The 23,804-nt window shown below is 70.2% G+C and carries 20 protein-coding genes and 2 pseudogenes; 8 read left to right on the forward strand and 14 right to left on the reverse strand.

Features of this window, described 5'->3' with window-relative positions:
- Positions 1-90: 90 nt before the first annotated feature.
- On the reverse strand, positions 91-435 hold the full coding sequence (locus ABZ396_RS04445) for a hypothetical protein (protein WP_358920796.1): 345 nt from the start codon (positions 433-435) through the stop codon (positions 91-93).
- A 131-nt stretch (positions 436-566) separates the two neighbouring features.
- Complete coding sequence (locus ABZ396_RS04450) at positions 567-1,277, reverse strand: hypothetical protein (RefSeq protein WP_358920794.1); 711 nt, start codon at positions 1,275-1,277, stop codon at positions 567-569.
- Between the two features lie 217 nt (positions 1,278-1,494).
- On the opposite strand from ABZ396_RS04450, the gene ABZ396_RS04455 reads away from it, so the two are divergent.
- Positions 1,495-1,959: an NUDIX hydrolase gene (locus ABZ396_RS04455; protein ID WP_358920793.1), complete on the forward strand. Its 465-nt coding sequence runs from the start codon at positions 1,495-1,497 to the stop codon at positions 1,957-1,959.
- 13 nt (positions 1,960-1,972) lie between these two features.
- Here ABZ396_RS04455 and ABZ396_RS04460 read toward each other — a convergent pair whose 3' ends face one another.
- On the reverse strand, positions 1,973-3,217 hold the full coding sequence (locus tag ABZ396_RS04460; protein WP_358920898.1) for an RNA-guided endonuclease TnpB family protein: 1,245 nt from the start codon (positions 3,215-3,217) through the stop codon (positions 1,973-1,975).
- A gap of 27 nt (positions 3,218-3,244) precedes the next feature.
- On the opposite strand from ABZ396_RS04460, the pseudogene tnpA reads away from it, so the two are divergent.
- Positions 3,245-3,523 (forward strand): annotated as a pseudogene (gene tnpA / locus ABZ396_RS04465) (IS200/IS605 family transposase); the annotation flags it as partial.
- Here tnpA and ABZ396_RS04470 read toward each other — a convergent pair.
- Positions 3,495-3,909 (reverse strand): annotated as a pseudogene (locus ABZ396_RS04470) (transposase). The pseudogenes tnpA and ABZ396_RS04470 sit on opposite strands and share 29 nt — an antisense overlap.
- On the reverse strand, positions 3,906-4,064 hold the full coding sequence (locus tag ABZ396_RS04475; protein WP_358920791.1) for a hypothetical protein: 159 nt from the start codon (positions 4,062-4,064) through the stop codon (positions 3,906-3,908). Before ABZ396_RS04475 ends, ABZ396_RS04470 begins: the two are co-directional and overlap by 4 nt.
- 396 nt (positions 4,065-4,460) lie before the next feature.
- On the opposite strand from ABZ396_RS04475, the gene ABZ396_RS04480 reads away from it, so the two are divergent.
- The 5 genes from ABZ396_RS04480 to ABZ396_RS04500 all read left to right on the forward strand — a co-directional run bounded on the left by ABZ396_RS04480 (position 4,461) and on the right by ABZ396_RS04500 (position 10,682).
- Positions 4,461-6,236 carry a TIGR03767 family metallophosphoesterase gene (locus ABZ396_RS04480; RefSeq protein ID WP_358920789.1) on the forward strand — a complete coding sequence of 592 codons (1,776 nt, stop codon included), beginning with the start codon at positions 4,461-4,463 and terminating at the stop codon, positions 6,234-6,236.
- Between the two features lie 103 nt (positions 6,237-6,339).
- A complete protein-coding gene (locus ABZ396_RS04485) occupies positions 6,340-7,473 on the forward strand; it encodes a serine hydrolase domain-containing protein (protein ID WP_358920787.1) in 1,134 nt (377 codons plus the stop codon).
- A 131-nt stretch (positions 7,474-7,604) separates the two neighbouring features.
- Entirely contained in the window at positions 7,605-8,024 is a 420-nt protein-coding gene (locus ABZ396_RS04490) for a YciI family protein (RefSeq protein ID WP_358920785.1), read from the forward strand.
- Positions 8,021-9,169: a DUF6596 domain-containing protein gene (locus ABZ396_RS04495; protein WP_358920783.1), complete on the forward strand. Its 1,149-nt coding sequence runs from the start codon at positions 8,021-8,023 to the stop codon at positions 9,167-9,169. The genes ABZ396_RS04490 and ABZ396_RS04495 overlap by 4 nt, the downstream gene beginning before the upstream one ends.
- A 310-nt stretch (positions 9,170-9,479) precedes the next feature.
- Positions 9,480-10,682, forward strand: a complete 1,203-nt coding sequence (locus ABZ396_RS04500; protein ID WP_358920782.1) for a glycosyltransferase — start codon at positions 9,480-9,482, stop codon at positions 10,680-10,682.
- 92 nt (positions 10,683-10,774) lie between these two features.
- Here ABZ396_RS04500 and ABZ396_RS04505 read toward each other — a convergent pair whose 3' ends face one another.
- Both ABZ396_RS04505 and pepN read right to left on the reverse strand, forming a co-directional pair.
- Positions 10,775-11,824: a hypothetical protein gene (locus ABZ396_RS04505; protein WP_358920780.1), complete on the reverse strand. Its 1,050-nt coding sequence runs from the start codon at positions 11,822-11,824 to the stop codon at positions 10,775-10,777.
- Positions 11,825-12,031: 207 nt separating this feature from the next.
- A complete protein-coding gene (gene pepN, locus ABZ396_RS04510; RefSeq protein ID WP_358920778.1) occupies positions 12,032-14,611 on the reverse strand; it encodes an aminopeptidase N in 2,580 nt (859 codons plus the stop codon).
- Positions 14,612-14,748: 137 nt separating this feature from the next.
- On the opposite strand from pepN, the gene ABZ396_RS04515 reads away from it, so the two are divergent.
- Positions 14,749-15,411 carry a DsbA family protein gene (locus ABZ396_RS04515; protein WP_358920776.1) on the forward strand — a complete coding sequence of 221 codons (663 nt, stop codon included), beginning with the start codon at positions 14,749-14,751 and terminating at the stop codon, positions 15,409-15,411.
- Positions 15,412-15,611: 200 nt separating this feature from the next.
- On the opposite strand, the gene ABZ396_RS04520 is transcribed toward ABZ396_RS04515, so the two are convergent.
- The 7 genes from ABZ396_RS04520 to ABZ396_RS04550 form a co-directional block, all read right to left on the reverse strand.
- Positions 15,612-17,000 carry an amino acid permease gene (locus tag ABZ396_RS04520; protein ID WP_358920774.1) on the reverse strand — a complete coding sequence of 463 codons (1,389 nt, stop codon included), beginning with the start codon at positions 16,998-17,000 and terminating at the stop codon, positions 15,612-15,614.
- A 111-nt stretch (positions 17,001-17,111) separates the two neighbouring features.
- Positions 17,112-18,005 (reverse strand): TauD/TfdA family dioxygenase, encoded by an 894-nt coding sequence (locus ABZ396_RS04525; protein ID WP_358920772.1) that lies wholly within the window; start codon positions 18,003-18,005, stop codon positions 17,112-17,114.
- An 11-nt stretch (positions 18,006-18,016) separates the two neighbouring features.
- Positions 18,017-19,351, reverse strand: a complete 1,335-nt coding sequence (locus tag ABZ396_RS04530; RefSeq protein WP_358920770.1) for an LLM class flavin-dependent oxidoreductase — start codon at positions 19,349-19,351, stop codon at positions 18,017-18,019.
- Entirely contained in the window at positions 19,348-20,061 is a 714-nt protein-coding gene (locus ABZ396_RS04535; protein WP_358920768.1) for an ABC transporter ATP-binding protein, read from the reverse strand. The genes ABZ396_RS04530 and ABZ396_RS04535 overlap by 4 nt, the downstream gene beginning before the upstream one ends.
- Positions 20,037-20,870 carry an ABC transporter permease gene (locus ABZ396_RS04540; protein ID WP_358920767.1) on the reverse strand — a complete coding sequence of 278 codons (834 nt, stop codon included), beginning with the start codon at positions 20,868-20,870 and terminating at the stop codon, positions 20,037-20,039. Before ABZ396_RS04540 ends, ABZ396_RS04535 begins: the two co-directional genes overlap by 25 nt.
- Positions 20,867-21,934 (reverse strand): ABC transporter substrate-binding protein, encoded by a 1,068-nt coding sequence (locus tag ABZ396_RS04545; protein WP_358920766.1) that lies wholly within the window; start codon positions 21,932-21,934, stop codon positions 20,867-20,869. The genes ABZ396_RS04540 and ABZ396_RS04545 overlap by 4 nt, the downstream gene beginning before the upstream one ends.
- Positions 21,935-22,173: 239 nt before the next feature.
- Positions 22,174-23,370: an ROK family protein gene (locus ABZ396_RS04550; RefSeq protein WP_358920765.1), complete on the reverse strand. Its 1,197-nt coding sequence runs from the start codon at positions 23,368-23,370 to the stop codon at positions 22,174-22,176.
- Positions 23,371-23,804 lie beyond the last annotated feature (434 nt).

Genomic DNA, 23,804 nt, shown 5'->3' on the forward strand with positions numbered 1-23,804 from the left:
GAACACGGTACCTGTCTTGGCTTCTTGAAGCCGCTGTCCTACAACTCGCGGAACAGCGCCCGGCAGTGGTGATTTCCGGGCTCCATCCGCCTATCGTCCGACGGTAAGTGCCCAGCGGACGCTGGACGGAGCGGTCACGCTAACCGTTCCGTGTCCGCGGTCACGCTTCAGATCCAGTTGATTGAAGGTGCTGCTGACCTCTCCGTTCACGCATTCGAGAGGAAAACTCAGCCCGACCGGTTCCAACGAGACGGTGAGTTTTCCCTGACCCTGGCAATTCACCAGGACCGACAGCGCCCCGGCCTTGATCCCGCCGCGGATTTCTACCGTGCGGTTTCCGCTGACGTTCGCTGCCTGCGCGACGATCTCTCCTCCAGGAAGAACCGGCGCCCTGGTCACGGTCTCCCCGGGGACGTACTCGGCACGGCCCGACATCGATGCCACTGTGGGTGACGATGTGGAGCGGGGCGCGGGGGGGTGAGGAGGACGCGCCGTGTCGTCCTGGCCGCTGGTACAGCCAGTCAGCACTACCACAGCGGCCAGCCCCCCTGCTGTGGCGAGAGTCCTCAGCTTTCCCATAGATACCAGCCGACCCGGTAGGGGGAGTAGCTGACGACAGTGTGCTCCGGCGAGGACGTGCAGTTCTGGTGGACCACGTAGGTCCTGCCCGTGTGCTTGAGCCGCCAGACGCCATATCTGGCGTTCGTGGTCTTGTGTGCTGGCGTGTCCACGGAGATTGAGTTCCCGAGTTTGGCTGTAAGCTTCGCCGACACGGTGACGTTGAACTCGGCCTTGATCTTGACCAGCATCGTGTTGACCGAGGTCTCCAGGTCGCCGCTGATGGCGACACCCACCTCGCCCGTCACCTCCGACGTGAACGTCGACTTCGCCGTTCTGGACGTGCCGTTGTAGTTCGAGTTCGTGGGCCCGACACCACGGTGGTACTTCTTGCCTTGATCCGTCGGGACGTAGACGCCGTGGGCCGGACTGCAGTCCACGGGATTGGGCGACTCTCCGGGCTGAGGCTTGCCCGTGTAAGTGGGCTCGTCCGTGGGCTCATTCGTTGGATTGTCAGCGGTGTCGTCCGGGATTTCCGAGATGCTCTCCTCGGGCTCCTCGGGCGGAGCCGTGTTGATGACCGGGTCGTCGGCCGAGGCGGACGCCGACGGTGAAGCGGCTGGAGTTGTCTCCGCGGCCAGTGCGGGGCCCGTAAGGGCCGTACACAGCAAGAGCGTTGTCGAGGAGAGAAAGATGGTGCGGCGTACTGATGTATGCACGGAACGCCTATCCGGTGGGGACCGCGCTGTCGGCGGTCGGACACGATGACCGTATGGCAGGGACATGCCGGTAGTGAAGGTTCCGGTGATTTCCTGAGGGGGATTTGAGGAAGGCGACGGCTGTCCGACCCAGGGTGAGGGGAACCGGCTGTCTGTGCCCTCGCCGTGAATGGAAATCCTCTTGGCCGCCGGCCCTGGCGCCCCCTAACGTGCCGATGTGCGCGAGAAGCTGAGGGTGGCGGCCTACGCCGTGTGTGTCCGCGACGGACAGATCCTGCTCGCCCGGTCACCCGCCGCTGACGGCACACCTGAGTGGGTTCTGCCCGGCGGCGGCATGGAGCACGGTGAGGACCCGTACGACACGGTCCGCCGCGAACTCTTGGAGGAGACGGGCTACCGCATCGAGGTGACCGGGCTGCTGGGCATCGACTCCCGCCGCCATCGCTTCGCCCGCGCCCGTCTGCTGGCCCCCGTCACCGACCACCACAGCGTGCGGATCATCTACACCGGAGAGATCGTCGGAGGTGAACTGAGGAACGAGGTCAACGGCTCCACCGACATGGCCGCCTGGCGTGACCTGGATGCCGTACCGTCCCTCCGGCACGTACGGCTGATCGACGTGGCCCTGCGGCTGTGGCGGGAGCGGCCGGCTGCGGGACGGTTTGCAGAAGAGCAGTTTTGACGCGCTCCCCGGCCTAAGGGCCGGGGATTCCGGCCTGGGTCGTCTGACCCTTCCGGGGGCTTCCTGCTTCACCGCGCTGTGCGGGCACGTGTGCCCGTCTTACCGGCGCTCCACAGGCGTTTGGCGTCTCCGCCCGTCCGGCGGCGACGATTCGGCGTCCTTCGAAGAGGACGTTGCGGGCTGCGTTGTGGTCGCGGTCGTGCACGGTGCCGCACACGCTGCACGTCCACTCGCGGACGTGGAGAGGTTTCGGTCCGTCCCTGAAGCCACAGGCCGAGCAGACCTGCGAGGAGGGGAAGGCGCGGTCCACCTTGGCGAAGGTGCGGCCGTGCTTGACCGCTTTGTACTCCAGCATGCCGACGAACGCGGACCATCCCGCGTCGTGCACAGACTTGGCCAGCCTGGTACGCCCGAGACCGGACACCGCGAGGTCTTCCACATACACCGCTTGGTTGTCGCGAATGATCTGCGTGGAAGCCTTGTGGTGCCAGTCCCGGCGCCGGTCGGCCACACGTGCGTGCTGGCGTGCGACCTTGATGCAAGCCTTGGCCCGGTTCTTCGATCCCTTGGCCTTGCGGGACAGCTCCCGCTGAAGACGCTTGAGCTTCTTTTCCGCCCGGCGCAGGAAGCGCGGGCTGTCGATCTTACGCCCGTCGGACAGGACGGCGAAGGCGGACAGACCGAGGTCGATGCCGGATTCAGCCTCCAGCTCGGGGAGGATGTCCGGCTCGGTGTCCACGACAAAGCTGAGGAAGTACCTGCCGCAGCTGTCCTTGGTGACGGTCAGGGACGTGGGTTGGGCCGGAAGCCGGCGGGACCACTTGACCTTGAGGTTGCCGACCTTGGCCACGTACACCGTACCGTTCTCCTGGAGACAGAAGGCGTTGGTGTTGAGGCGGATCGACTGCCGTGTGTCTTTCTTCGACTTGTAGCGGGGAGGGCCGACCTTGCGGCCCTGCCGCCTGCCCTTGAGGCTGTCGAAGAAGTTCTTGTAGGCGGTGTCGAGGTCCCGCAGGGACTGTTGCAGGACGACCGCCGAGACGTCGGCGAGCCAGGCACGCTCGGCGGTGCGCTTGGCCTGGGTGATGCGAAGCCGGGACAGATCTGCCGACTTCACGTACGGCAGTCCTGCCGCGTGCGCTTCCTTCCGGTCGCGCAGGCAGTCGTTCCACACCAGGCGGGCGCACCCGAACGCACTCGCCAGCGCACGGCGCTGCGGGGCGTCCGGGTAGGCCCGGAAGTTGTAGCGGAGCTGCACACTCAAGATCCTACTGCGATTGGTCTCATGGATCAGCAGAACGACTACAGGCCTGGAAGACACGTTGTTTCGGCGATGCATGTGCACTTGGTCTTTGTGACGAGGTGTCGGCGCGGGGTGTTCGACGACGAGATGCTGACACGCTGCGAAGAGATCATGCGCAAGGTCTGCGAGGACTTCGAAGCGGAGCTGAAGGAGTTCAACGGCGAACGCGACCACGTGCACCTGCTGATCAACTATCCGCCCAAGGTCGCCGTCTCCAAGCTGGTCAACAGCCTCAAGGGGGTCGCGGTGGCGGAGAGGATGTTCGCGAGGTGGGTCTTGCTCTGGCCTCGGTGGGAGTGCGTCGCAGGTGGGTGCGGCGGACGGCCTGGGAGATGGTGCCCTCCACCTCGGCGCGAACGTTGTAGCGTTCCTTCCAGGCGTCGGTCTGCTGCTCGGCGCGTCGTTCTTCGAGGATCTGCTGCTGTTCGCGGGGCAGCAGGGTGAGGCTGCGGCCCCCACTTGCCGTTGGCTGCCTTGGTGCACCTCGGTTTCAGTGGGCAGGCGATGCAGTCGACGAGCGCGAAGTGCACCCGGACGACGGGGGTGCCGTTGGCTTTGCGCTGCTGGGACCAGCTGGCACTGGATGCCCCTTGGGGACAGGTGACGTTCCTGGCCTCCCAGTCCGTCGTGAAAGCGGCCTGGGTCAAGTCCGGTGCCTGGGCGTCCCGCCCTGGCCCCGGCCAGGAAAGGCCTCGGCGATGTCCTCGTCGTTGAACAGTGCGCCGAGGACTTCCCGAACCCTGATGGCCAAGATCCCCTTGGGGAACGAGGCCCGCACCACCCGGTCCGTCAGCTCAGGCACCCCGCCATCCGACCGCGACTCCAGCGACATCCCGATCCCCTGTCCTGCCAACGACCATAGTGATCAGCAAAACGAACGACACAGGCCCGCTCGAATCACGACTTTCCCAACGGAGTCGTGAATGCCGGGGCTTTCCGCAAGAGTCCCGGTAAGCCCCGGATACCCCCCTACCCCGGCAGATGAACGCGGAGTAGCCGGGCCCCGGCCGCCCGAAATCCGCTCCATGGCCGGTCCCCACCTCACCTGATCCACGTACGGTGATCGGCGCTGCGCGTTGCCGTCGAGTTCACGCGCAGGCCATCCCCGGTGCCAACGATCCAGAGCGAGCGGGAAGTTCGCGGAAGCGATCACCCCGCGACCACTGCCGGACGCGTTCGCACTCGGGGAGACCGCGCCATGTCGCGCATACGCTCAGTCGCCACCTCCGCGGCCCAGAAGGGCCGCGAGGCACTGGAGATCAACCGTCGTACCGTGCTCGCCGCCGCCGGAGCCGTCTCGCTCTCCGCGGGCGTCGGCTACGCCCTGCGTCCTACCGACAGTGAGGCCGCGCCCACCGCGACCGAGGGGCAGCAGCCGGTCGCCGAGGGCCGCAAGGCCGCCGTCGCCCTCACGCCGTACACCAAGGGCACGACCCTCGCCGCCGTCGCCGCGCCCCGCAACAGCTCCGGGTACCGGCGGCTCGGCGACGGCGCCGGCTGGTCGCGTGTGCTCCGATCCGACCTGGCCGCCGCCAAGTCCGGCCGGGAGAACCGCCGTACGGACCTCGCCGCGTTCGTGCAGTTCACCGACCTGCACCTGATGGACGTCCAGCACCCGCTGCGCCTCGAATACCTGCGCGCCCACGACCCGCACGCCTGGCGCCCCCACGAGGCGCTCACCGTGCCCGGCGCCATCTCACTGGTCGAGCGGGTGAACGCGCTGCGCGGCGCCCCGGTCACCGGTTCCCCGCTGCACTTCGTGATGACGACCGGCGACAACACCGACAACAACGCCCACTCCGAGCTGGAGTGGTTCATGAAGGTGATGAGCGGCGGCCGGATCACCCCCAACAGCGGTGATCCCAAGCACTACGAGGGGGTGCAGAACAGCGGCCTCAAGCTGTACTGGCAGGCGAGCTCCACCATCCGCGACGGCGACAAGGCGCTCGGCTTCCCGCACCTGGCGGGCTTCCTCGCCGCCGCGGTCCGCGAGGTGAAGAGCCCCGGCCTCAACCTCCCCTGGTACTCCACGGTCGGCAACCACGACACCCTGCCGCTCGGCTGCTTCGGCTCCCACGCCGACCCCTACCTCGCCGCGGCCGCGGTCGGCGGCAAGAAGCTGATGACGGCGACCGACGCCGAGGCCAGGAAGCTCCAGGACACCATCCGCAAGGCCCAGGACCCCAAGGGCGGCGGCTACCGCGACTTCCTCAAGGCCCACGCCCGTTCGACGCGCTCGGTCACGGCGGACGAGAAGCGCGCCCCGTACACGGCCGCGGACTACCTCAAGGCCCACCTGGACCCGGCCTACCAGGGCCTCGGCCCGGTCGGGCACGGCTACTCCTCCGCGAACCTGGCCGCGAACACCCAGTACTACGCGTTCCGTATCTCCGACGACGTCATCGGCATCAGCCTCGACACGACGGACGCCGGCGGCCACTACGACGGATCGATCGGTACGTCCCAACTGGCCTGGCTGGAGCGGACCCTGAAGGAGAACAAGGACTCCTACGCCGTCGTCTTCAGCCACCACACCGGCCAGACGATGACCAACACCCGCCCCGACCCGGCCCACCCGGGCGACCGCCGCCACACGGGCGCCGAGCTGGTCACCCTCCTCAACCGCCACGCCAATGTGCTGGCCTGGGTGAACGGCCACGTCCACCGCAACCTCATCACCCCCCACACCGCCTCGAACGGCAACTCCTTCTGGGAGATCACCACCGCCTCGCACGTGGACCACCCCCAGCTGGCCCGGGTCGTCGAACTGGTCGACAACAAGGACGGCACGGTCTCGCTCTTCACCACGCTGATCGAGTCGGCGGCCCCGCACCGCACGGACTTCTCCGACCTCTCCCAGACCGGCCTCGCGGCCCTCTACCGCGAACTGGCCTTCAACGCCCCCGGCTCCAGCAAGGTCCTGGGCGGCGACACGGCGGACAGGAACACGGAGCTGGTCCTGAAGAAGGGCTGAAACTCACCCAACCGGCCCACCACCGGGCAACCTGGCCGATCACGACGGTGTCCCTCCCCCCGACCGAGTCCGACGACCGCGTTGACTCAACTGGGGGAGAGACATGTTCGTACGTACGACACTGGTGGCGGCCACGGCACTGGCCCTGTCGGCAGCACTGGCGGCAACGGCGGCGGCGGCACCCGCCGCCGGCCACCCGGCCACCCGCAAGGCCGCCGAGGCCGCGGTCGAGGCGGGCGTCCCCGGGGTGACGGCCACGGCCCGTGACCCGCACGGCACCTGGTCGACGACGGCCGGGGTGGGCAACACCCGGACGGGCGCCCCGCGTTCCGCGTCCGACCACTACCGGGTCGGCAGCATCACGAAGACCTTCGTCTCCACGGTCCTGCTGCAACTGGAGGCGGAGGGCCGCCTGTCCCTGGACGACACGGTGGACACCTGGCTGCCCGGAGTGGTCCGCGGCAACGGCAACGACGGCCGCCGTATCACCGTCCGCCGGCTCCTCAACCACACCAGCGGCATCTTCAACTACACGGCGGACGAGGACTTCGGCCGCACGTACTTCCTGAAGGAGGGCTTCCTCCGGCACCGCTACGACACGCTGACGCCCGCCGCACTGGTGGGAATCGCGACGAAGCACAAGCCGGACTTCGCACCGGGCACGAACTGGTCCTACTCCAACACCAACTACGTCCTGGCGGGCATGGTGATCAAGGCGGTGACGGGCCACTCCTACGCCGAGGAGATCACGAACCGGGTGACCAGGCCCCTCCACCTGACCGGCACGTCCCTTCCCGGCACCCGAACCACCCTCCCGCGCCCGAGCAGCCGCGCCTACTCGAAACTGGCCGAGACCGCCACCGGCCCCACCTACGACGTCACCGCCCTCAACCCCTCCATGGCCGCCTCGGCCGGCGAGATGATCTCCACGTCCGCCGACCTGACCCGCTTCTACGAGGCACTGCTGCGCGGACGCCTGGTCCCTGCGCACCAGCTGAAGGAGATGAAGACCACGGTCCCCGTCCCCGGTGACCCCAACAGCGCCTACGGCCTCGGCCTGATCGACCACACCCTCTCCTGCGGCGTCCACGTCTGGGGCCACGACGGCGGCATCCACGGCTCCACCTCCACCGCGGCCATCACCACCGACGGCCACCACGCCCTGGCCGTGAACTTCAACGGCGACTGGACGGGCGACCCGGGCACGGTGCTCGACGCGGAGTTCTGGGGGAACTGAGCCTCGCCGTCGAGAGCCGGGACGGGCGCCCGGAAAAAAGTTCCGGCGGTGATGTCGAGAACCCACGGTCGGCTCCGTCCCCGGGGTGAAGGCGGCCACAATGGGTCGCACTAGCACCGAGGAGAACGATCATGGCCAAGTACCTGCTGCTGAAGCACTACCGGGGCGCCCCGGCCGCGGTCAACGACGTGCCCATGGACCAGTGGAGGCCGGAGGAGATCTCGGCGCACGTCCAGTACATGAACGACTTCGCGGCCCGGCTCGAGAAGACCGGCGAGTTCGTCGACAGCCAGGCCCTCGCTCCCGAGGGGACGTGGGTCCGGTACGACGGCGAGGGGCGCCCGCCGGTCACCGACGGCCCGTTCGCCGAGACCAAGGACGTCATCGCCGGCTGGATGGTGATCGACGTCGACAGTCACGAGCGCGCCGTCGAGCTGGCCGGGGAGCTGTCCGCCGCCCCGGGGGCGGGCGGCAAGCCGATCCACGAGTGGCTCGAGCTGCGCCCGTTCCTGGGCGTGCACCCCACCACCACGGAGTGCCATTTCAAGTGAACGAGGTCCTGCTCCGGAGCCTCACACCGAGTGTGCTCACCGTCCTCGTCCGCCGCGGAGCCGACTTCGCGGCGGCCGAGGACGCCGTGCAGGACGCACTGGTCGAGGCGGTCCGCGTCTGGCCGGCCGACCCGCCGCGGGACGCGAAGGGCTGGCTGGTCACCGTGGCCTGGCGCAAGTTCCTCGACGCCACCCGATCGGATGCCGCCCGCCGCCGGCGCGAGGACCTCGTCGACGAGGAGCCGAAACCCGGGCCGACGCCCGCGGTGGACGACACGCTCCAGCTCTACTTCCTGTGCGCCCACCCGTCCCTGACCCCCTCCTCCGCGGTCGCGCTCACGCTGCGCGCCGTGGGCGGACTCAGCACCCGGCAGATCGCCCAGGCCTACCTGGTGCCCGAGGCGACCATGGCGCAGCGGATCAGCCGGGCCAAGCGCACCGTCTCCGGCGTGCGGTTCGACCAGGCCGGCGATGTCGCCACCGTGCTGCGCGTCCTCTACCTGGTCTTCAACGAGGGCTACTCCGGCGACGTCGACCTCGCCGCCGAGGCCATCCGGCTCACCCGGCAGGTCGCGGCCCGGGTCGACCACCCCGAGGTGGCCGGGCTGCTCGCCCTCATGCTGCTCCACCACGCCCGGCGCGCCGCCCGCACCGCGCCCGACGGCAGCCTGGTCCCGCTCGCCGAGCAGGACCGGAGCCGGTGGGACACCCGGCTGATCGCCGAGGGCGTCGAGATCCTCCAGGCGGCCCTCGCCCGCGACCGCCTCGGCGAGTTCCAGGCCCAGGCCGCGATCGCCGCGCTCCATGCGGACGCGCCCACCGCCGAGGAGACCGACTGGGTGCAGATCGCCGAGTGGTACGACGAGCTCACGCGCCTCACCGACAGCCCGGTCGTCCGGCTCAACCGCGCGGTCGCCGTGGGCGAGGCCGACGGACCGCGCGCCGGCCTGGCCGCGCTCGCGGCGCTCGACCCCGCCCTGCCCCGGTACACGGCGGTCGCGGCCTACCTCCACGAACGCGACGGCGACCTGCCGACCGCGGCACGGCTGTACGCCGAGGCGGCCCGCAAGGCACCCGACCTCGCCGAACGCGATCACCTGACCCGCCAGGCCGCCCGGCTCAACGCCCGCCGGAGCCGCCGCTGACACCGTCGTACGTTCGGGCGTCGCGCTTGCCGATTTTTTGCCGTCGGCCCTGCCGGGCCCGTGCCTCGTGCCGCCCCGGTCGGTGTCGTAAAATCGCAGGTCACAGGGGTGGAAGTGGGGGTGGCTCGATGATGCCGGAGGCGTGGGTTCCGATGCTTGCCGTGTAAATGAATCGGACTCCGTCGCGAGACATACCGTTCATCCGAATGAAACGTCCGTACCGCCTCATATCGGCTAACCCGCGGTTCCCGGGGATGGCTCGATTTGGTGCAAGGCTGGTGATCGTGTGGGCGCTCGGCTCGGACTTCGTGTGCTCTCGGTCTACGAGGGATTCTTCTCCGGGGGTGCCCGGATCGTTCACAGTGATGTACTGCTGGGGCTCGTCGAGGGCGGTCAGCAATGGCATCGCGTACTGAGTCTGCACGGTGAGGTCCACCGAGAAGCCACGACGCAGCGGATGGAGGACGACGCCTGCTACCGCGCGCTCACGGCCGGTGGCATCGATGTCGCCTCCCTCGGCCGCACCGCGGGCCTCGTCGACGGCACGGTCGCGGCGTCGGTTTTCAGCGGGCCCGAACTGGCCGATACCGCACGGGCGATGGCCGGCGCGGACGTCATCCTCTCCCTGAAGGAACAGCCGCTCGCGCTCCTCAACCAGGCCGGGCTGCCCCGCCGCCCCGTCGTCGTCTGCCTGCACCGCTCCGACCCGGAGAACCAGGGCCCGGCGCTGGACGAGCTGAAGACCGCCATCGCGGACGGCAAGGTCGTGGCGTGCGTGTGCTGCGCCGAGTCGACGCGGGACGCGTACGAGGCCGCCGGCATCCCGGGTGAGCTGCTGCACGTCATCCCGAACGGGGTCGATCTGCTCCGCTTCCGCCCGGACGCGGCGCTGCGGCTCACGTTCCGTGAGTCCGCCGGGATTCCGGCCACGGCCCCCGTCGTCGTCTTCGCCGCCCGTTACGCCGGTATGAAGAACGTGCCGCTCTTCCTGCGGGCGGCCAGGGCGTGGCTGGCCCGTGAGGGTGGCGGCCACGTGGTCATGTGCGGCGCCGGGATGACCGAGGACAACCCCGACCTCTGGGCCGACATGGAGATCGCCTTCGGCGCCGACCGGGCCGTCCTCGGCGACCGCGTGCACCTCCTCGGCGTACGGCACGACATGGAGGCCGTCTACGCCGGCTCCGACGTCGTCGCCCTCACCTCCGCCTCCGGCGAGGCCGCGCCGCTCTGCCTCATCGAGGGCATGATGTGCGGCGCCGTACCGGTCACGACGGACGTCGGCGACAGCGCGTCGATCGTCGAGGGCCACGGGCTGGTGACGCCCTTCGACCCCGACGCGATCGCCTTCGCGTGGTCGGCGGCGGTCGCCGAGCGCGACGCCTTCGCACCGGCGCTGCTCGCCAGCCGCGAGCGGTTCAGCCGTACGCGGATGATCGCCGCGTACTCCGACCTGCTCGACCACGTCGCCGGCGACGTACGCGACGAACTGCGCCCGGGCGTCAGCGGGCAGTAGGACAGCGGGGCCGCCGCAGCATGAGGAGGGGCCGCCGGTCCCCCTCCGACCGGCGGCCCCTCCTCTCCCCTCCTGGTGGCGGCCCCCCCTCGCTACCGGGGCAGCACCACGACATACGCGGCCGGATCGCGGTCGTCGGCCGCCATCAGTGCCGTACGGACTACCGCCGCCTGCTGCTCCATCGAGTCGCGGAGCTTCTTCGGCGTGAGGTAGACGACGGTGATGCCCAGCCGCTCCAAGTGCTCGCGCTTGCGGGCGTATTCGGACCACAGGGCGTCGTCGTCCTGCCGGTGGCCTTGACGCGGGGCGCGGGTGTCCAGTTCGACCGCCACCGCCTGCTCGGGCCAGTAGGCGTCCAGGCCGCCCAGGTGCGGGCCGCCCGGCAACCTCAGGTCCACGTTCCACACCGGGTCGGGAAGGCCGTACTCGTGGACCATCCGGTAGAGGCGGTCCTCGGCGATGGCCCGGCCCTCGGCGACCAGGGAGTCGACGGCGTCGACCACATGCGGGCGGGACAGCAGCTTCGCATCGTTCAACGCCCGTACCACTGCCGCCGGTTCGCAGTGGTGGCCGCGTACCGCCTCCGTCAGCAGCCGCCGTACCGCCTCCGCGTCGGTCAGGTCCGCCACCGCGTCCGCGAGCGCGCGGGGGACCGGGGCGACGGGAAGGCCCGTCACCTGCCCGGGGGTCGGCAGGGCCGGGGTGCGGATCACGCGGACGTAGGAGGTGGAGCGGATGCGGCGCACGCGCGGGACCAGGACGTCCACGTGGTCCAGGGAGAGAAGGGGCGGGGTGGAGGAGAAGCCGTGGAGGGTCAGCGCGGCCAGGCCCGTGACCATCGCCTCCGCGTAGACCGGGCGGTGGGGGGACTCGGGGCTCGGCTGGGCCGGGACGCCCGGGGCCGGCTCGCGGGCGGCGAACAGCAGGGCTCCGTGCAGGCGTTCCTCGCTGGTCGCCGGGCCCGGGCGGAGCAGGACCACGCCGGGGAGCAGTTGCTGCCAGGGCCCGCTCGGCCGGCACTGCTCGGCGATCTCGGTGGCCGAGACGCCGTGCGAGTGGAGCTGAGCCGCCGTCATCACCCGGCGGTGGACATCGGAGAGATGACGGAGGGGGCGGGGGGAGAGTGGGGTGTTGTGGGTCATGGCCCCGAGATTCCCGTGTCCGGTCTGCCCCTTAACCGTTGTTACGTTCCTGTTGAAGAATGCGGACAAGGCGGTACTAAAGGTCAGGTGTTCGAGTGCCGAGTAGGGGGTGAAAACCCCTGGTCCGATCGGGTGCGGCCCAGGGGTTACGGCCATGATTGACTGAATTCCGTAACGGTCACTCGAGGGGAAACCCAAGGCCAAAGGTCAGTCGGTGGCGGCCCTCGCGTCGCACTCCTGTCCGCACAGCGACCGCGCCAGGTCGTCCCGGGCCTCCAGGACCAGCCGGCGCAGCGCCGGGGGCGCGTCGGCGTGTGCCGTCAGCCACGCGTCCGTCGCGTCAAGGGTCTCCGGGCGGTCCTGGAGCGAGGGGTACAGGCCCCGGACCACGTCCATGCCGATCTGGATCGAGCGGTCCTCCCAGATCCGTGCGATGACCTCGAAGTACTTCTCCGCGTACGGCACCAGCAGGTCCCGCCGCGACGGCTGGGTGAAGCCCGCGATCGTCGCCTCCACCAGCGCGTTGGACAGTGACTCCGACTCCACGACCTGGGCCCAGGCCTGCGCCTTCACGGCTGCCGTGGGGCGGGCGGCCAGGCAGCGCACCTGGTGGCGCCTGCCGGACGCCGTGTCGTCGCGGGCCAGTTCGGCCGCCAGCACGGACTCGCCGGCCGCGCCGTGCGCGGCTAGGGGTTCGAGGAACGCCCAGCGCAGCTCCTGGTCGACGTCCAGGCCGTCGATCGTGGCCGTGCCCGACAGAAGCTCCTGGAGCAGCTGGAAGCCGGCCTCGTCCGCCGCCGTCGACGCGAAGAACCGCGCCCAGGCCAGCTGGTGCTCGCTGCCCGGCTCCGCCTGCCGCAGCTCCCGCAGGGCACCCTCCGCGAGCCGCCGTCCGGCCGTCTCCCGCCACCGCGGCGCCACATAGTGCACCAGCGCCGAGTTCGCCCACGCGTGCAGCATCTGCAGCACACCGATGTCCGACTCGCGGCTCGCGAACCGCAGCACCAGGTCGATGAAGTCCCGGGCCGGCAGCAGCGCGTCCCGGGTCAGGTTCCACAGCGCCGACCAGCACAGGGCGCGCGCGAGCGGATCGGTCAGGGCACCCAGGTGGTCCCGGAGCGTCGCCAGCGAGGTGTCGTCGAAGCGGATCTTGCAGTACGTGAGGTCGTCGTCGTTGACCAGGACCAGTTCCGGGGCGTCGGCGCCCGCCAGTTCCGTGATCAGCGTGCGCGGGCCGTCGACGTCCGCCTCCGCGCGCGCGTACCGCTCCAGAGTGCCCTCGGGCGTACGGCGGTAGAGGCCGATCGCGATCCGGTGCGGGCGAAGTTCGGGGTGTGACTCGGCGGCCTCCTGCACCACCGCCAGCTCGTCGATCCGGCCGTCGGGTGCCAGCAGCACCTGCGGGGTCAGCGAGTTCACCCCCGCCGTCTGCAGCCACGACCGCGCCCAGGCGCTCATGTCCCGGCCGCTGGTCTCCGCCAGGACCGACAGCAGGTCACCGAGGCGCGTGTTGCCGTACGCGTTGCGCTTGAAGTAGCGGCGGGCGCCCTCCAGGAACGCGTCCTGGCCGACGTACGCCACCAGCTGCTTGAGGACGGAGGCGCCCTTGGCGTAGGTGATGCCGTCGAAGTTGAGCTTGGCGTCCTGGAGGTCGCGGATGTCGGCCGTGACGGGGTGCGTGGACGGCAGCTGGTCGGCGCGGTAGGCCCATGCCTTGCGGCGGTTGGCGAAGGTGACCCAGGCGTTGGAGAAACGGGTCGCGCCGACGTTCGCGAACGTGCCCATGAAGTCCGCGAAGGACTCCTTCAGCCACAGGTCGTCCCACCACACCATGGTGACCAGGTCGCCGAACCACATGTGCGCCATCTCGTGCAGGATCACATTGGCCCGCGCCTCGTACGACGCCTGTGTCACCTTGCCCCGGAAGATGTACTCCTCCCGGAACGTCACCAGACCCGGGTTCTCCATCGCGCCGAGGTTGTACTCGGGCACGAACGCCTGGTCGTACTTCCCGAACGGGTACGGGTAGTCGAAGTGGTCGTGGAAGAAGTCCAGACCCTGCTTGGTGACGAGGAAGACGTCGTCCGCGTCGAAGTAGGGCGCCAGGCCCTTGCGGCACATCGCGCCGAGCGGGATCTCCAGCGCCGTCCCGTCGGGGAGCGTGCGGGAGTACGAATCCGTCACGTAGTGGTACGGGCCCGCCACGACACAGGTGATGTACGTGGAGATCGGCTTGGTCTCCGCGAACCGCCAGACACCGTCGGTGAGTTCACCCGCCCCGTTGCTCCACACCGTCCAGTCCTCCGGCGCCCGCACCTCGAAGCGGAACGGCGCCTTGAGGTCCGGCTGCTCGAAGTTGGCGAACACCCGGCGGGAGTCGGCCGGCTCGTACTGTGTGTAGAGGTAGACCTCGCCGTCCTCGGGGTCGACGAAGCGGTGCAGGCCCTCGCCGGTGCGGGAGTAGGCGCACCGGGCGTCCACCACCAGCTCGTTCTCCGCGGCCAGGTCCTCCAGGGCGACCCGGGTGCCGTCGAAGACCTCGCCCGGGTCGAGATCCTTGCCGTTCAGCGTCACCGCGGTCACGCCCGGTGCGATCAGGTCGGCGAAGCTCGACGCGCCCGGCTCGTTGCAGCGGAAGCGGATCGTGGTGACCGAGCGGAAGGTGCGCGGCTCGCCGTCGCCCTCGCCTACGGCGGACCGCACGTCCAGCGACACGTCGTAGCCGTCGACCGACAGCAGGGCGGCCCGCTCCCGGGCCTCGTCGCGGGACAGATTCTCACCGGGCACGGGCGGCACTCCCTCATCGTTGTCGGTACGCCGGAACAGCACCGATCCTCCCATGCGCCCCTGACAGCGGGCACCCGGGAATGGTGTGCACGGTGCCGGTGTTGCCGCTGGAAAAGCACCGTATTCCGAGGAGAACCATGTCCGAGACCGTGCAGAGTTCCGGCAAGACCCCCGTCGACTTCTGGTTCGACCCCTCGTGCCCCTGGGCCTGGATGACCTCCCGATGGGTGCTGGAGGTGGAGAAGGTCCGGGACATCGAGGTCCGCTGGCACCTCATGAGCCTCGCCGTCCTCAACGAGAACAAGCTGGACGACCTGCCCGACGAATACCGCGAGTGGCTCTCCACCAAGGCCTGGGCCCCGGTCCGCGTGGTCGCCGCCGCCTGGCAGAAGCATGGCGACGACGTACTCGGCCCGCTGTACACCGCGCTCGGCACCCGTATCCACAACGGCGGCGAGGGCCCGACCCTCGAGGCGATCGAGGGTGCCCTCGCGGACGCCGGTCTGCCCGCCGACCTGATCGAGTACGCCGACCAGGAGGACTTCGAGTTCGACGCGGAGCTGCGCGCCTCCCACAAGGAGGGCATCGACAAGGTCGGCCAGGACGTGGGCACCCCGGTCATCGCCGTCCCCGGCTCGGACGGCGAGCAGATCGCCTTCTTCGGCCCGGTCGTCACCCCCGCGCCCCAGGGCGAGGAGGCGGCCCGCCTGTGGGACGGCACCATCGCGGTCGCCTCCGTCCCCGGCTTCTACGAGATCAAGCGGAGCCGCAGCAAGGGCCCCGACTTCAGCAACCTGTAAGTCCGGTCGTCCAAGTCCGGTCGTCGCAGCCGTCCCCGGGCTCCGGCCCGGGTCCGGCTCGGCGGCCGTCGTCAAGGTGCGCCGGATCCCCATCTGCCGTAGCGCCAGGGCATATGACGGAGATCGACACGTCGGTGCCGCATTCGGCGCGCATCCGGAACTACTGACTCGGCGGCAAGGACAACTACCTGGGACGGGGATCAGCCCCCGGCGCGCCGCCGCTGCCGGAGGTACCCCGCCGCCGCGAGCACGGCCGTCATCCCGCCCGTGTAGTACAGCTGCACGCGGGTGTCCGCCTCGCGGGCCATCAGGACGAAGATCGCCGTCATGCCGGCCAGGGCCAGCCACGTCAGATACGGGAACGCCCACATACGGACGACCAGCTTCTGCGGGGCCTCCCGTTCCATGCGGCGGCGCAGCAGGAGCTGGGAGACGGCGATGAAGATCCAGACGACCAGGATCACCGCGCCGATCATGTTGAGGAGCCAGGGGAAGACGTCGTCCGGGCGCCAGTAGCTGAGCACGACACAGACGAAACCGAAGACGCAGGAGGTGAGGACCGCGAGGCGCGGGACGCCTCCGGAGACCCTGGCCAGCGTCCTGGGGCCCTGGCCGCGCTCCACCAGGGAGTAGGCGATGCGCGAGGAGCCGTAGATGTTGGCGTTCATCGCGGAGAGCAGCGCGACCAGGACGACCACGTTCATCAGCCGGCCGGCGCCGGGGATGCCCAGGTGGTCGAGGGCGGCCACGTACGGGCCCTTGGCGACGACCTCCTTCGAGTCCCAGGGGACCAGGGTGACGATGACCGCCATCGAGCCGATGTAGAAGAGGGCGATACGCCACATGGCGGTGCGGACCGCGCTCGCCACGCCCCGCACCGGGTTCTCCGACTCGGCCGCCGCGATGGTGACCGTCTCCAGGCCGCCGTACGCGAAGACCGAGGCGAGCAGGCCGATGATCAGGCCCTCACCGCCGTTCGGGAGGAAGTCGGTGAGGTTGGCGGTGCCCGGGGAGTCCGTGCCGGGGAGCACGCCGGCGATCGCCAGGACGCCCAGGACCAGGAACAGGCTGATCGCGCCGACCTTCAGCGCCGCGAACCAGAACTCGAACTCGCCGAAGTTGCGGACCGCGGCCAGGTTCGTGACGCAGAAGACGACCATGAAGAGGGCCACCCACGCCCACTCCGGCGTCCCCGGCAGCCAGCCGGTCACGATCTTCGCGGCGCCGATGCCCTCCAGGCCCACGGCCGTGCACAGCAGCACCCAGAACGACCAGCCGGCCGTGAAGCCCGCCCACGGCCCGATCGCCCGCTCGGCGTGCGCCGAGAAGGAACCCGAGGACGGGTGGGCGGCCGACATCTCGCCCAGCATCCGCATCACCAGCATCACGAGAAGGCCGGAGAGGGCGTAGGCGACGACGACGGACGGGCCGGCGGCGGCGATCCCCGCGCCGGAGCCCACGAACAGACCCGCGCCGATGACACCTCCCAGGGCGATCATCGAGAGGTGGCGCTGCTTGAGGCCGTGGGAGAGCGCGGCACCGCCGTCAGGTGCCGGCGGTGTCTCGACCGTGGTGGTGCTGTGCGGCATGGGCGCGGCTCGTCCAATGTGAGATGGGCAAAAACGCCCACAGTCTGGGCGGCCTCTCCGCTCGGAGGGAGAGACCGTCCACTATCCGGACACGCCGCTGACGCCCCGTGGTCACGCGGCCACCGGCGTGTAGTGCGAGGCGTCGCCCTCGACCGAGTAGCTCTCCTTGCCCTCGACGCCCACCGGGACGTCACCGGCGAGGGTCACCCGGTGCAGCCGGCGCGGCAGGCCGTCGTAGTTGTCGATGGCGTAGTGCTGGGTGATCCGGTTGTCGAAGACGACCAGCTGGTTCGGCGACCAGCGGTGGCGCAGCACGTTCTCCGGGCGGGTGACATACGCCTGGAGCAGGTCGAGGATCTTGCGGGACTCGGACGGCGACAGACCGGCGATCCGCTGGGCGAAGCCGCCGATGAAGAGGCCGCGTTCACCGGTCAGCGGGTGGACGCGGACGACGGGGTGGACCGTGCGGTACCTGATCGAGGTGAACTGGGCGCGCTGGGCGGCCTGCTGCTCGTCGATGTCCTCGTCGGGTACGGCGTAGTCGTAGTCGTTGGTGTGTTCCGCCCACAGGGTGTCGGCCAGCTGCCGCAGGGGTTCGGGGAGCTGGCGGTAGGCGGCGGCCGAGCTGGCGATCAGGGTCTCGCCGCCGTACGGCGGGACGGTGACCGAGCGCAGGGTGGTGGCCTGCGGCGGGTTGAGGACGAAGGTCACGTCCGTGTGCCAGTGGTTGGCGGCCCGGCCGCGCTCGCTGTCGACCGGGAGGACGTTCGGGACGCCGGCGATCGAGGAGACCGTCGGATGGGCGGTGGTGACCTCGCCGAAGTGACGGACGAAGGCCTGCTGGGTGTCGTCGTCGAGGTTCACGTCGTCGAAGACGAGCGCCTTGTGCGTGCTGAGGGCCTCGCGGATCGCGCCGGCGGTCTCCGCGCCGAGGGGCCGGGAGATGTCGACGCCGGAGACCCGGGCGCCGATGTGCGCGGTGATCTTGGTGAACTGGAGGGACATGACGGTTCCTTTCAGACGAGCACAGGGCCGGCGTACTGGTTGGCGGGGCGGGGGAGGCCGTAGCGCTCCCGCAGGGTCTGGCGCGGGCCGTATTCCGCGCGCAGCAGGCCGCGGGCGCGCAGGACCGGTACGACGTGCTCGACGAAGCCCTCCAGACCGGAGGGCAGCACCGGCGGCATGATGTTGAAGCCGTCGGCGGCGCCCTGGGTGAACCAGGTCTCGATCACGTCGGCGATCTGGCCGGGTGTTCCGGCGAAGGTCAGATGACCGCGGCCGCCGCCGAGCCGCCCGATCAGCTGCCGTACGGTGAGCCGCTCGCGGCGGGCCAGCTCGACGACCAGGGTGTAGCGGCTCCTGGCGCCCTCGACGGCGTCCTCGGACGGCAGGTCCGCCGGCAGCGGCGCGTCCAGCTCCAGGGTTCCGGGGGCCAGTTGCAGGAGCCGTTCCAGGCGGTCGGCACCGTGCCGGTGCACGATGTGGTCCTCGAGGAGCTGCTCGTTCGCCCGCGCCTCGGCCTCGGTCGAGCCGATCACCGGGACGATGCCCGGCAGCACCTTGATGTGGTCCGGGTCGCGACCGGCCGCGGCCGCGCGTGCCTTGAGGTCGGTGCAGAAGGCGCGGGCGTCCTCGATCGTCTGCTGCGCGGTGAACACCGCCTCGGCGTACCGGGCCGCGAACGCCTTGCCGTCCTCGCTGGACCCCGCCTGCACGAGGAGCGGGTAACCCTGCGGGGAGCGCGGCACGTTGAGGGCGCCCTCGACACTGAAGTACGGCCCCTGGTGCCGGGGCGGGTGGATCTTCGCGTCGTCGCCCCAGACGCCGGCCGCCTTGTCGGCGACGATGGCGTCGTCCTCCCAGCTGTCCCAGAGTTTCAGGGCCACGTCGAGGAACTCGGCGGCCCGGGCGTACCGCTCGGCGTGCGCGGGCTCCGCGTCCAGACCGAAGTTGCGGGCCGCCTCCGCCCCCGCCGTGGTGACGATGTTCCAGCCCGCCCGGCCGCCGCTGACGATGTCGAGGGAGGCGAACCTGCGCGCCAGGTTGTAGGGGGAGTTGTAGGAGGTGGAGGCCGTGGCGATCAGGCCGATGTGCTCGGTGGCGGTCGCCAGCGCGGTGAGCAGGGTGAGGGGCTCAAGGGCCCCGGCCGGGCGCTGGGCGACGCTGCCCCACAGGTGCGGGCCGTCGGCCAGGAAGAGCGAGTCGAAGGTGCCGCGCTCGGCGGTCCTGGCCAGCCGTACGTAGTGCGCGAGGTCGGTGTGCGCGTGCGGGTCGCTCTCCGGGAGGCGCCAGGAGGCCTCGTGGTGACCGGTGTTCATGAGAAAGGCGTTGAGGTGGAGCCGGCGGGTCATGCGGGGTCCTCCGGGACACCGAGGGCGGTCAGCAGCTGTTTGCGGTAAAGGGCGTTCGGCCGGCTGCGGTCGACGGTCAGGTCGAGGCCGATCCGGCCGTTCTCCAGGACCAGGACGCGATCGGCGAGGACGATCGCCTCGTCGACGTCGTGGGTGACGAGCAGGACGGACGGGCGGTGCCGCTTCCACAGCTCGCGCAGCAGGTGGTGCATCTTGATACGGGTGAGGGCGTCCAGAGCGCCGAACGGCTCGTCGGCCAGCAGCAGTTGGGGTTCGCGGACCAGGGAGCGGGCGAGCGCGGCACGCTGGGCCTCACCGCCGGACAGCTCGCCCGGCCAGGCCCGCTCCCGGCCGCCGAGACCGACCTCGCCGAGCGCCGACCGGCCGCGCTCTGCCGCGTCCTTGCCGTCCAGCCCCAGCACCACGTTGTCCAGCACCCGGCGCCAGGGCAGCAGCCGGGAGTCCTGGAAGACCACCGACACCCGCTCGGGGGCGGTGAGCTGTCCGCTGCCGGTGACCCCGTGGTCGAGTCCGGCGACCGCCCGCAGCAGGGTGCTCTTGCCGCTCCCGCTGTGCCCGAGCAGGGCGGTGAACTGCCCGGCGGGCAGGTCGAGGTCGATGCCGTCGAGGACCGTACGGCCGCCGAACGACCGGTTCAGTCCCCGGAGTTGGACGGCGGGCCGGGTCAGCTGCTCAGTGTGCGGCGCCATGACAGCACCCTCCGTTCGATGCGACGGACCACGGTGTCGGAGACGAGGCCGAAGACGCCGTAGATCAGCAGACCGACGAGGATGATGTCGCTGCGGCCGTAGTTCTGGGCCTGGAACATCATGTAGCCCAGGCCGCTGGTGGCGTTGATCTGCTCCAGGACGACCAGACCGAGCCAGGATCCGGTGACGCCGAGCCGGAGTCCCACGAAGAATCCGGGCAGCGCGCCGGGGATCACGATCTGCCGGATGAACCGGAGCCTCGACAGCTCCAGGACCTCGGCGAGTTCGACGTACCGGCTGTCGATGGCGGACAGCGCGGCGTGCGTGTTCAGGTAGACCGGGATGTAGACGACGATCGCGATGATGGCGATCTTGAAGGTCTCGCCGATGCCCAGCCAGAGGATGAACAGCGGGATCAGACCGAGGGTGGGGATGGCCCGGTTGATCTGCACGGTCCCGTCGATCAGCGCCTCCCCGGTCCGGCTGAGCCCGGCGGCCAGGGCCAGCAGCACCCCGGCGGTCAGCCCGATCGCGAAGCCGTACCCGGCCCGTTCCACGGAGGTCAGGATGTCGGTGGGCAGCGTGCCGGCGGTCCACAGATGGACGGCGGTGTCCAGGACGGTCCAGGGCGCCGGGATCGCGCCCGGGTCGAGCCGCCCTGCGGCGGAGGCGACCGCCCACGCGGCGAGCAGGACCAGGGGACCGGCGAGGCGGGCGGCGGGCAGCCGCCTGCCGGGGGAGAGCCGGCGGCGCGGACGGACCCGGCCGCTCTCCTCGGCGACGGGAACCAGGGTGACGGTGGCGGTCATTTCCGGTACTCCGCCGCTACGGCCTTCGCGGCGACGCCCTCGAAGCGGTGGTCGAAGAGCGAGGACACGTCGGTCTTCTTCACGAAGCCGCCCTCCGCCAGCAGATCGGCGGTCTCCTGCTCCCACCTGACCGCCTCGTCCCAGCTGGGTGGGAACAGGGGCTTGTTGGCGAGTTCGGTGATGCCCCGCGCCTGTGCGAGGGTCAGGTTCTGGGTCTTCACGTAGAACTCCTCGTTCCAGGTGTCCGGGTTCTCCCACTGCCAGACCAGGCCCCTGGCCCACTGCGGGATGTACGCGGCGATCGCGGCCGCCTTCGCCCGGTCGTCGAGCACCGACTGCGGCGCCCACAGCAGGTTGAGCAGGTCGACCACGTCGGTGGCGATCGTGTGGGCGCCCTTCGCGCCGTACTGCTGGAGGTACGCCGGCGCCTGGGTGTTGCCCAGCGGGGCCACGTCCACCTGGCCGGACTGCAGGGCGGTGAGGAACTGGTTGCTGGTCAGCTGCACCAGTTGCACGTCGTCGTAGGCGAGCCCCGCCTTCTTCAACGCCCGCAGCAGCACGACCCCTTGGGCCTGTCCCTGCGAGAAGGCGAGCTTTTGGCCCTTGAAATCGGCGACCGTGCGGATGTCGCTGCCGGGCCTGGTGGCGAACAGGTAGTTGGGTCTGCGGGTGATCTCGATCGCCACGATCTTCGCCGCGAAACCCTGGAACTGAGCCTGGATCGGCGGAATCCCCGCGTTGCTCGCGAGGTCGAGCGACTTGGCGCGGAACGCGTTGATGACATCGGGACCGGCCCCGATGTTCAGCCAGCTCGACACCGTGAACGGCAGCCGGGGCAGTTTCGCCAGCTTGAACTGCAACTGCTGGGTGTTCAGATAGGAGGCGATCTTCAGGCTGGTTCCGGCCGGGACCTTGGCGGCCAGCGGAGCGGTGGCCGCGCCAGCCGTCTCGGCGGCGGCACTGCCAGCCGCGCAGCCACTGAGCCCGGCCACGGCCGCCGAGGCGCCGAGCAGCGAGGTGAGGAAGAGCCGGCGGTCGAGGCCGGGGGAGGACGCAGAAGGCATGGGAGGGCTCCCGGGAGAAAAGCAGCTGAAAAGCGGCAGAAAGGCAGGGCGAATTCCCGGCGCCCAGAGGGGTCGTACAAGGGAATCCGCAGAGTAATTACACAGAGGGGAAACGCCGGCGATGCGGCGGTGATACGCGCTCCGGGCGCGTCAACGCGTCAGCAACAAATGGTGCGACAGGTCATGAGAAGGATGTTCCTTGCCGTAGGCGACGGCTGTCAATATTCCGAGTTTCTGAATTAAATAGCCCGAGGTGGTGCGCTCAACGGGGTGCCCAACGGGTCCCGGTACAGCACGTCCAGCACCACCGAACCGCCCGCCACCGCCAGCACACGGTCCCCGAAACTGGTCGGCGCGACCACGGCCGCCCGCTCCGGTCCGACCGCCGCCCGCAGCGCGGCGAGACAGTCCTCGCGGTGCAGCACGCCCACCTCGGTCACCACCACGCTCTCCGGGTTGAGCACGTCAAGGAGCAGCCCCGCCGCCCGCCCGGTCAGCCGCGCCCGCTCCACCAGCAGCCGTACGGCCACCGGGTCACCGGCACCGGCCGCCGCCAGCACGTCCATCGGATTGGAGCCTTCGACGACCCCGGCCGCCCGGGCCCGCCGCACCAGCGTCCGCTCGCTCAGCTCCACCTGGAGACAGCCGGTGCGTCCGCAGCCGCAGGGCTCGGTGCCGCCCGGTACCGGGAGATGGGCGATCGTGCCGGCCTGGGAGCGCGGGCCGTGGTGCACCTCGTCGCCGGTGGCGAAGGCCGCGTCGACCACGTTCCCGACGAACAGGTGCAGCACGCTCCGGCTGCTCCGGGCCCGCCCGAAGAGCCGCTCACCGTTGACCAACGCCCGGGCGTGCCCGTCCACATGGACCGGCAGCCCGGTGTGCGCGCCGAGCAGTTCCCGCACCGGCACCTCCCGCCAGCCCAGCAGAGGGTGCTCGACGACCGTCCCGGAGTCCCGGTCCACCCAGCCGCCGACGGCGACCCCGACGCCCAGCGGCGGGCTGCCCGGCACCCCGTCGAGCAGGGCGGCCAGCCCGGCGGCGGCCCGCTCCAGCACACCGCGCGGCTCGGTGTCCCGGTGCTTCAACTCCCGCCGTGCCAGCACCCGTCCGCGCAGATCGAGCAGGGCGACCGTGGTGTAGGGCACCGCCACATGCACCCCGCCGACCACGAACCACGAGTCGTCCAGGTCGACGGGAACATGCGGCCGGCCCACCCCGCCGGCCCGGCGGGGCGCCTCCGCCTCCCGGATCAGCCCGAGTTCGGCGAACCGGGCGCAGTAGTCGGTGACGGAGGCCGGGGAAAGGCCGGTCAGCCGGGCGATGGTGGAGCGGGCCACCGGCCCGTGCTCCAGCACCGACCGCAGGACCACGCTGGCGCTGGTCCGCCGCCGGCCGCCGGGGGGAGAGGGGAGCGGGGGTGCCGCGGTACGGGGCATGGGAAACCGTCCTCGGGAACGGAGCCGACACGTCTCGGGGTTCGAGGCGCGCCGGACCGGTCTCCCGCCGCGCGGCCTCAGGCCGTACGGCGACAGGTGGCAGCCCCTTGGCGCCGCAGGTCGACATAGCGACGCGACGTGAAGTTCCGGGACTGGGCGACCATGTCCGGAAGCGTAGGCCAGAAACCAGGAATCCCACCAGACCACTAGGATTCGATTGGTGGAACTCCACAGGCCTGTTCAACGCCGTTGACGTGACTGAAACATCTCTGCCTCAGTGATCGGCGTCACGCCCTACCGTGTGTAACCCGCATCCTTTGTGGGGAGCCCACCAAGCGTCCGTTCCGCCCTTTGTCGACCGCTGACGTGTCCGGCTCAGGTGAGCCGGGATAGCGTCACGGTGTCCCTGCCTGCCCTCACCCCAGCGGAGTCCC

Origin of the sequence: Streptomyces sp. NPDC005866, assembly GCF_040629895.1 — a bacterium.
Lineage (GTDB): Bacteria > Actinomycetota > Actinomycetes > Streptomycetales > Streptomycetaceae > Streptomyces.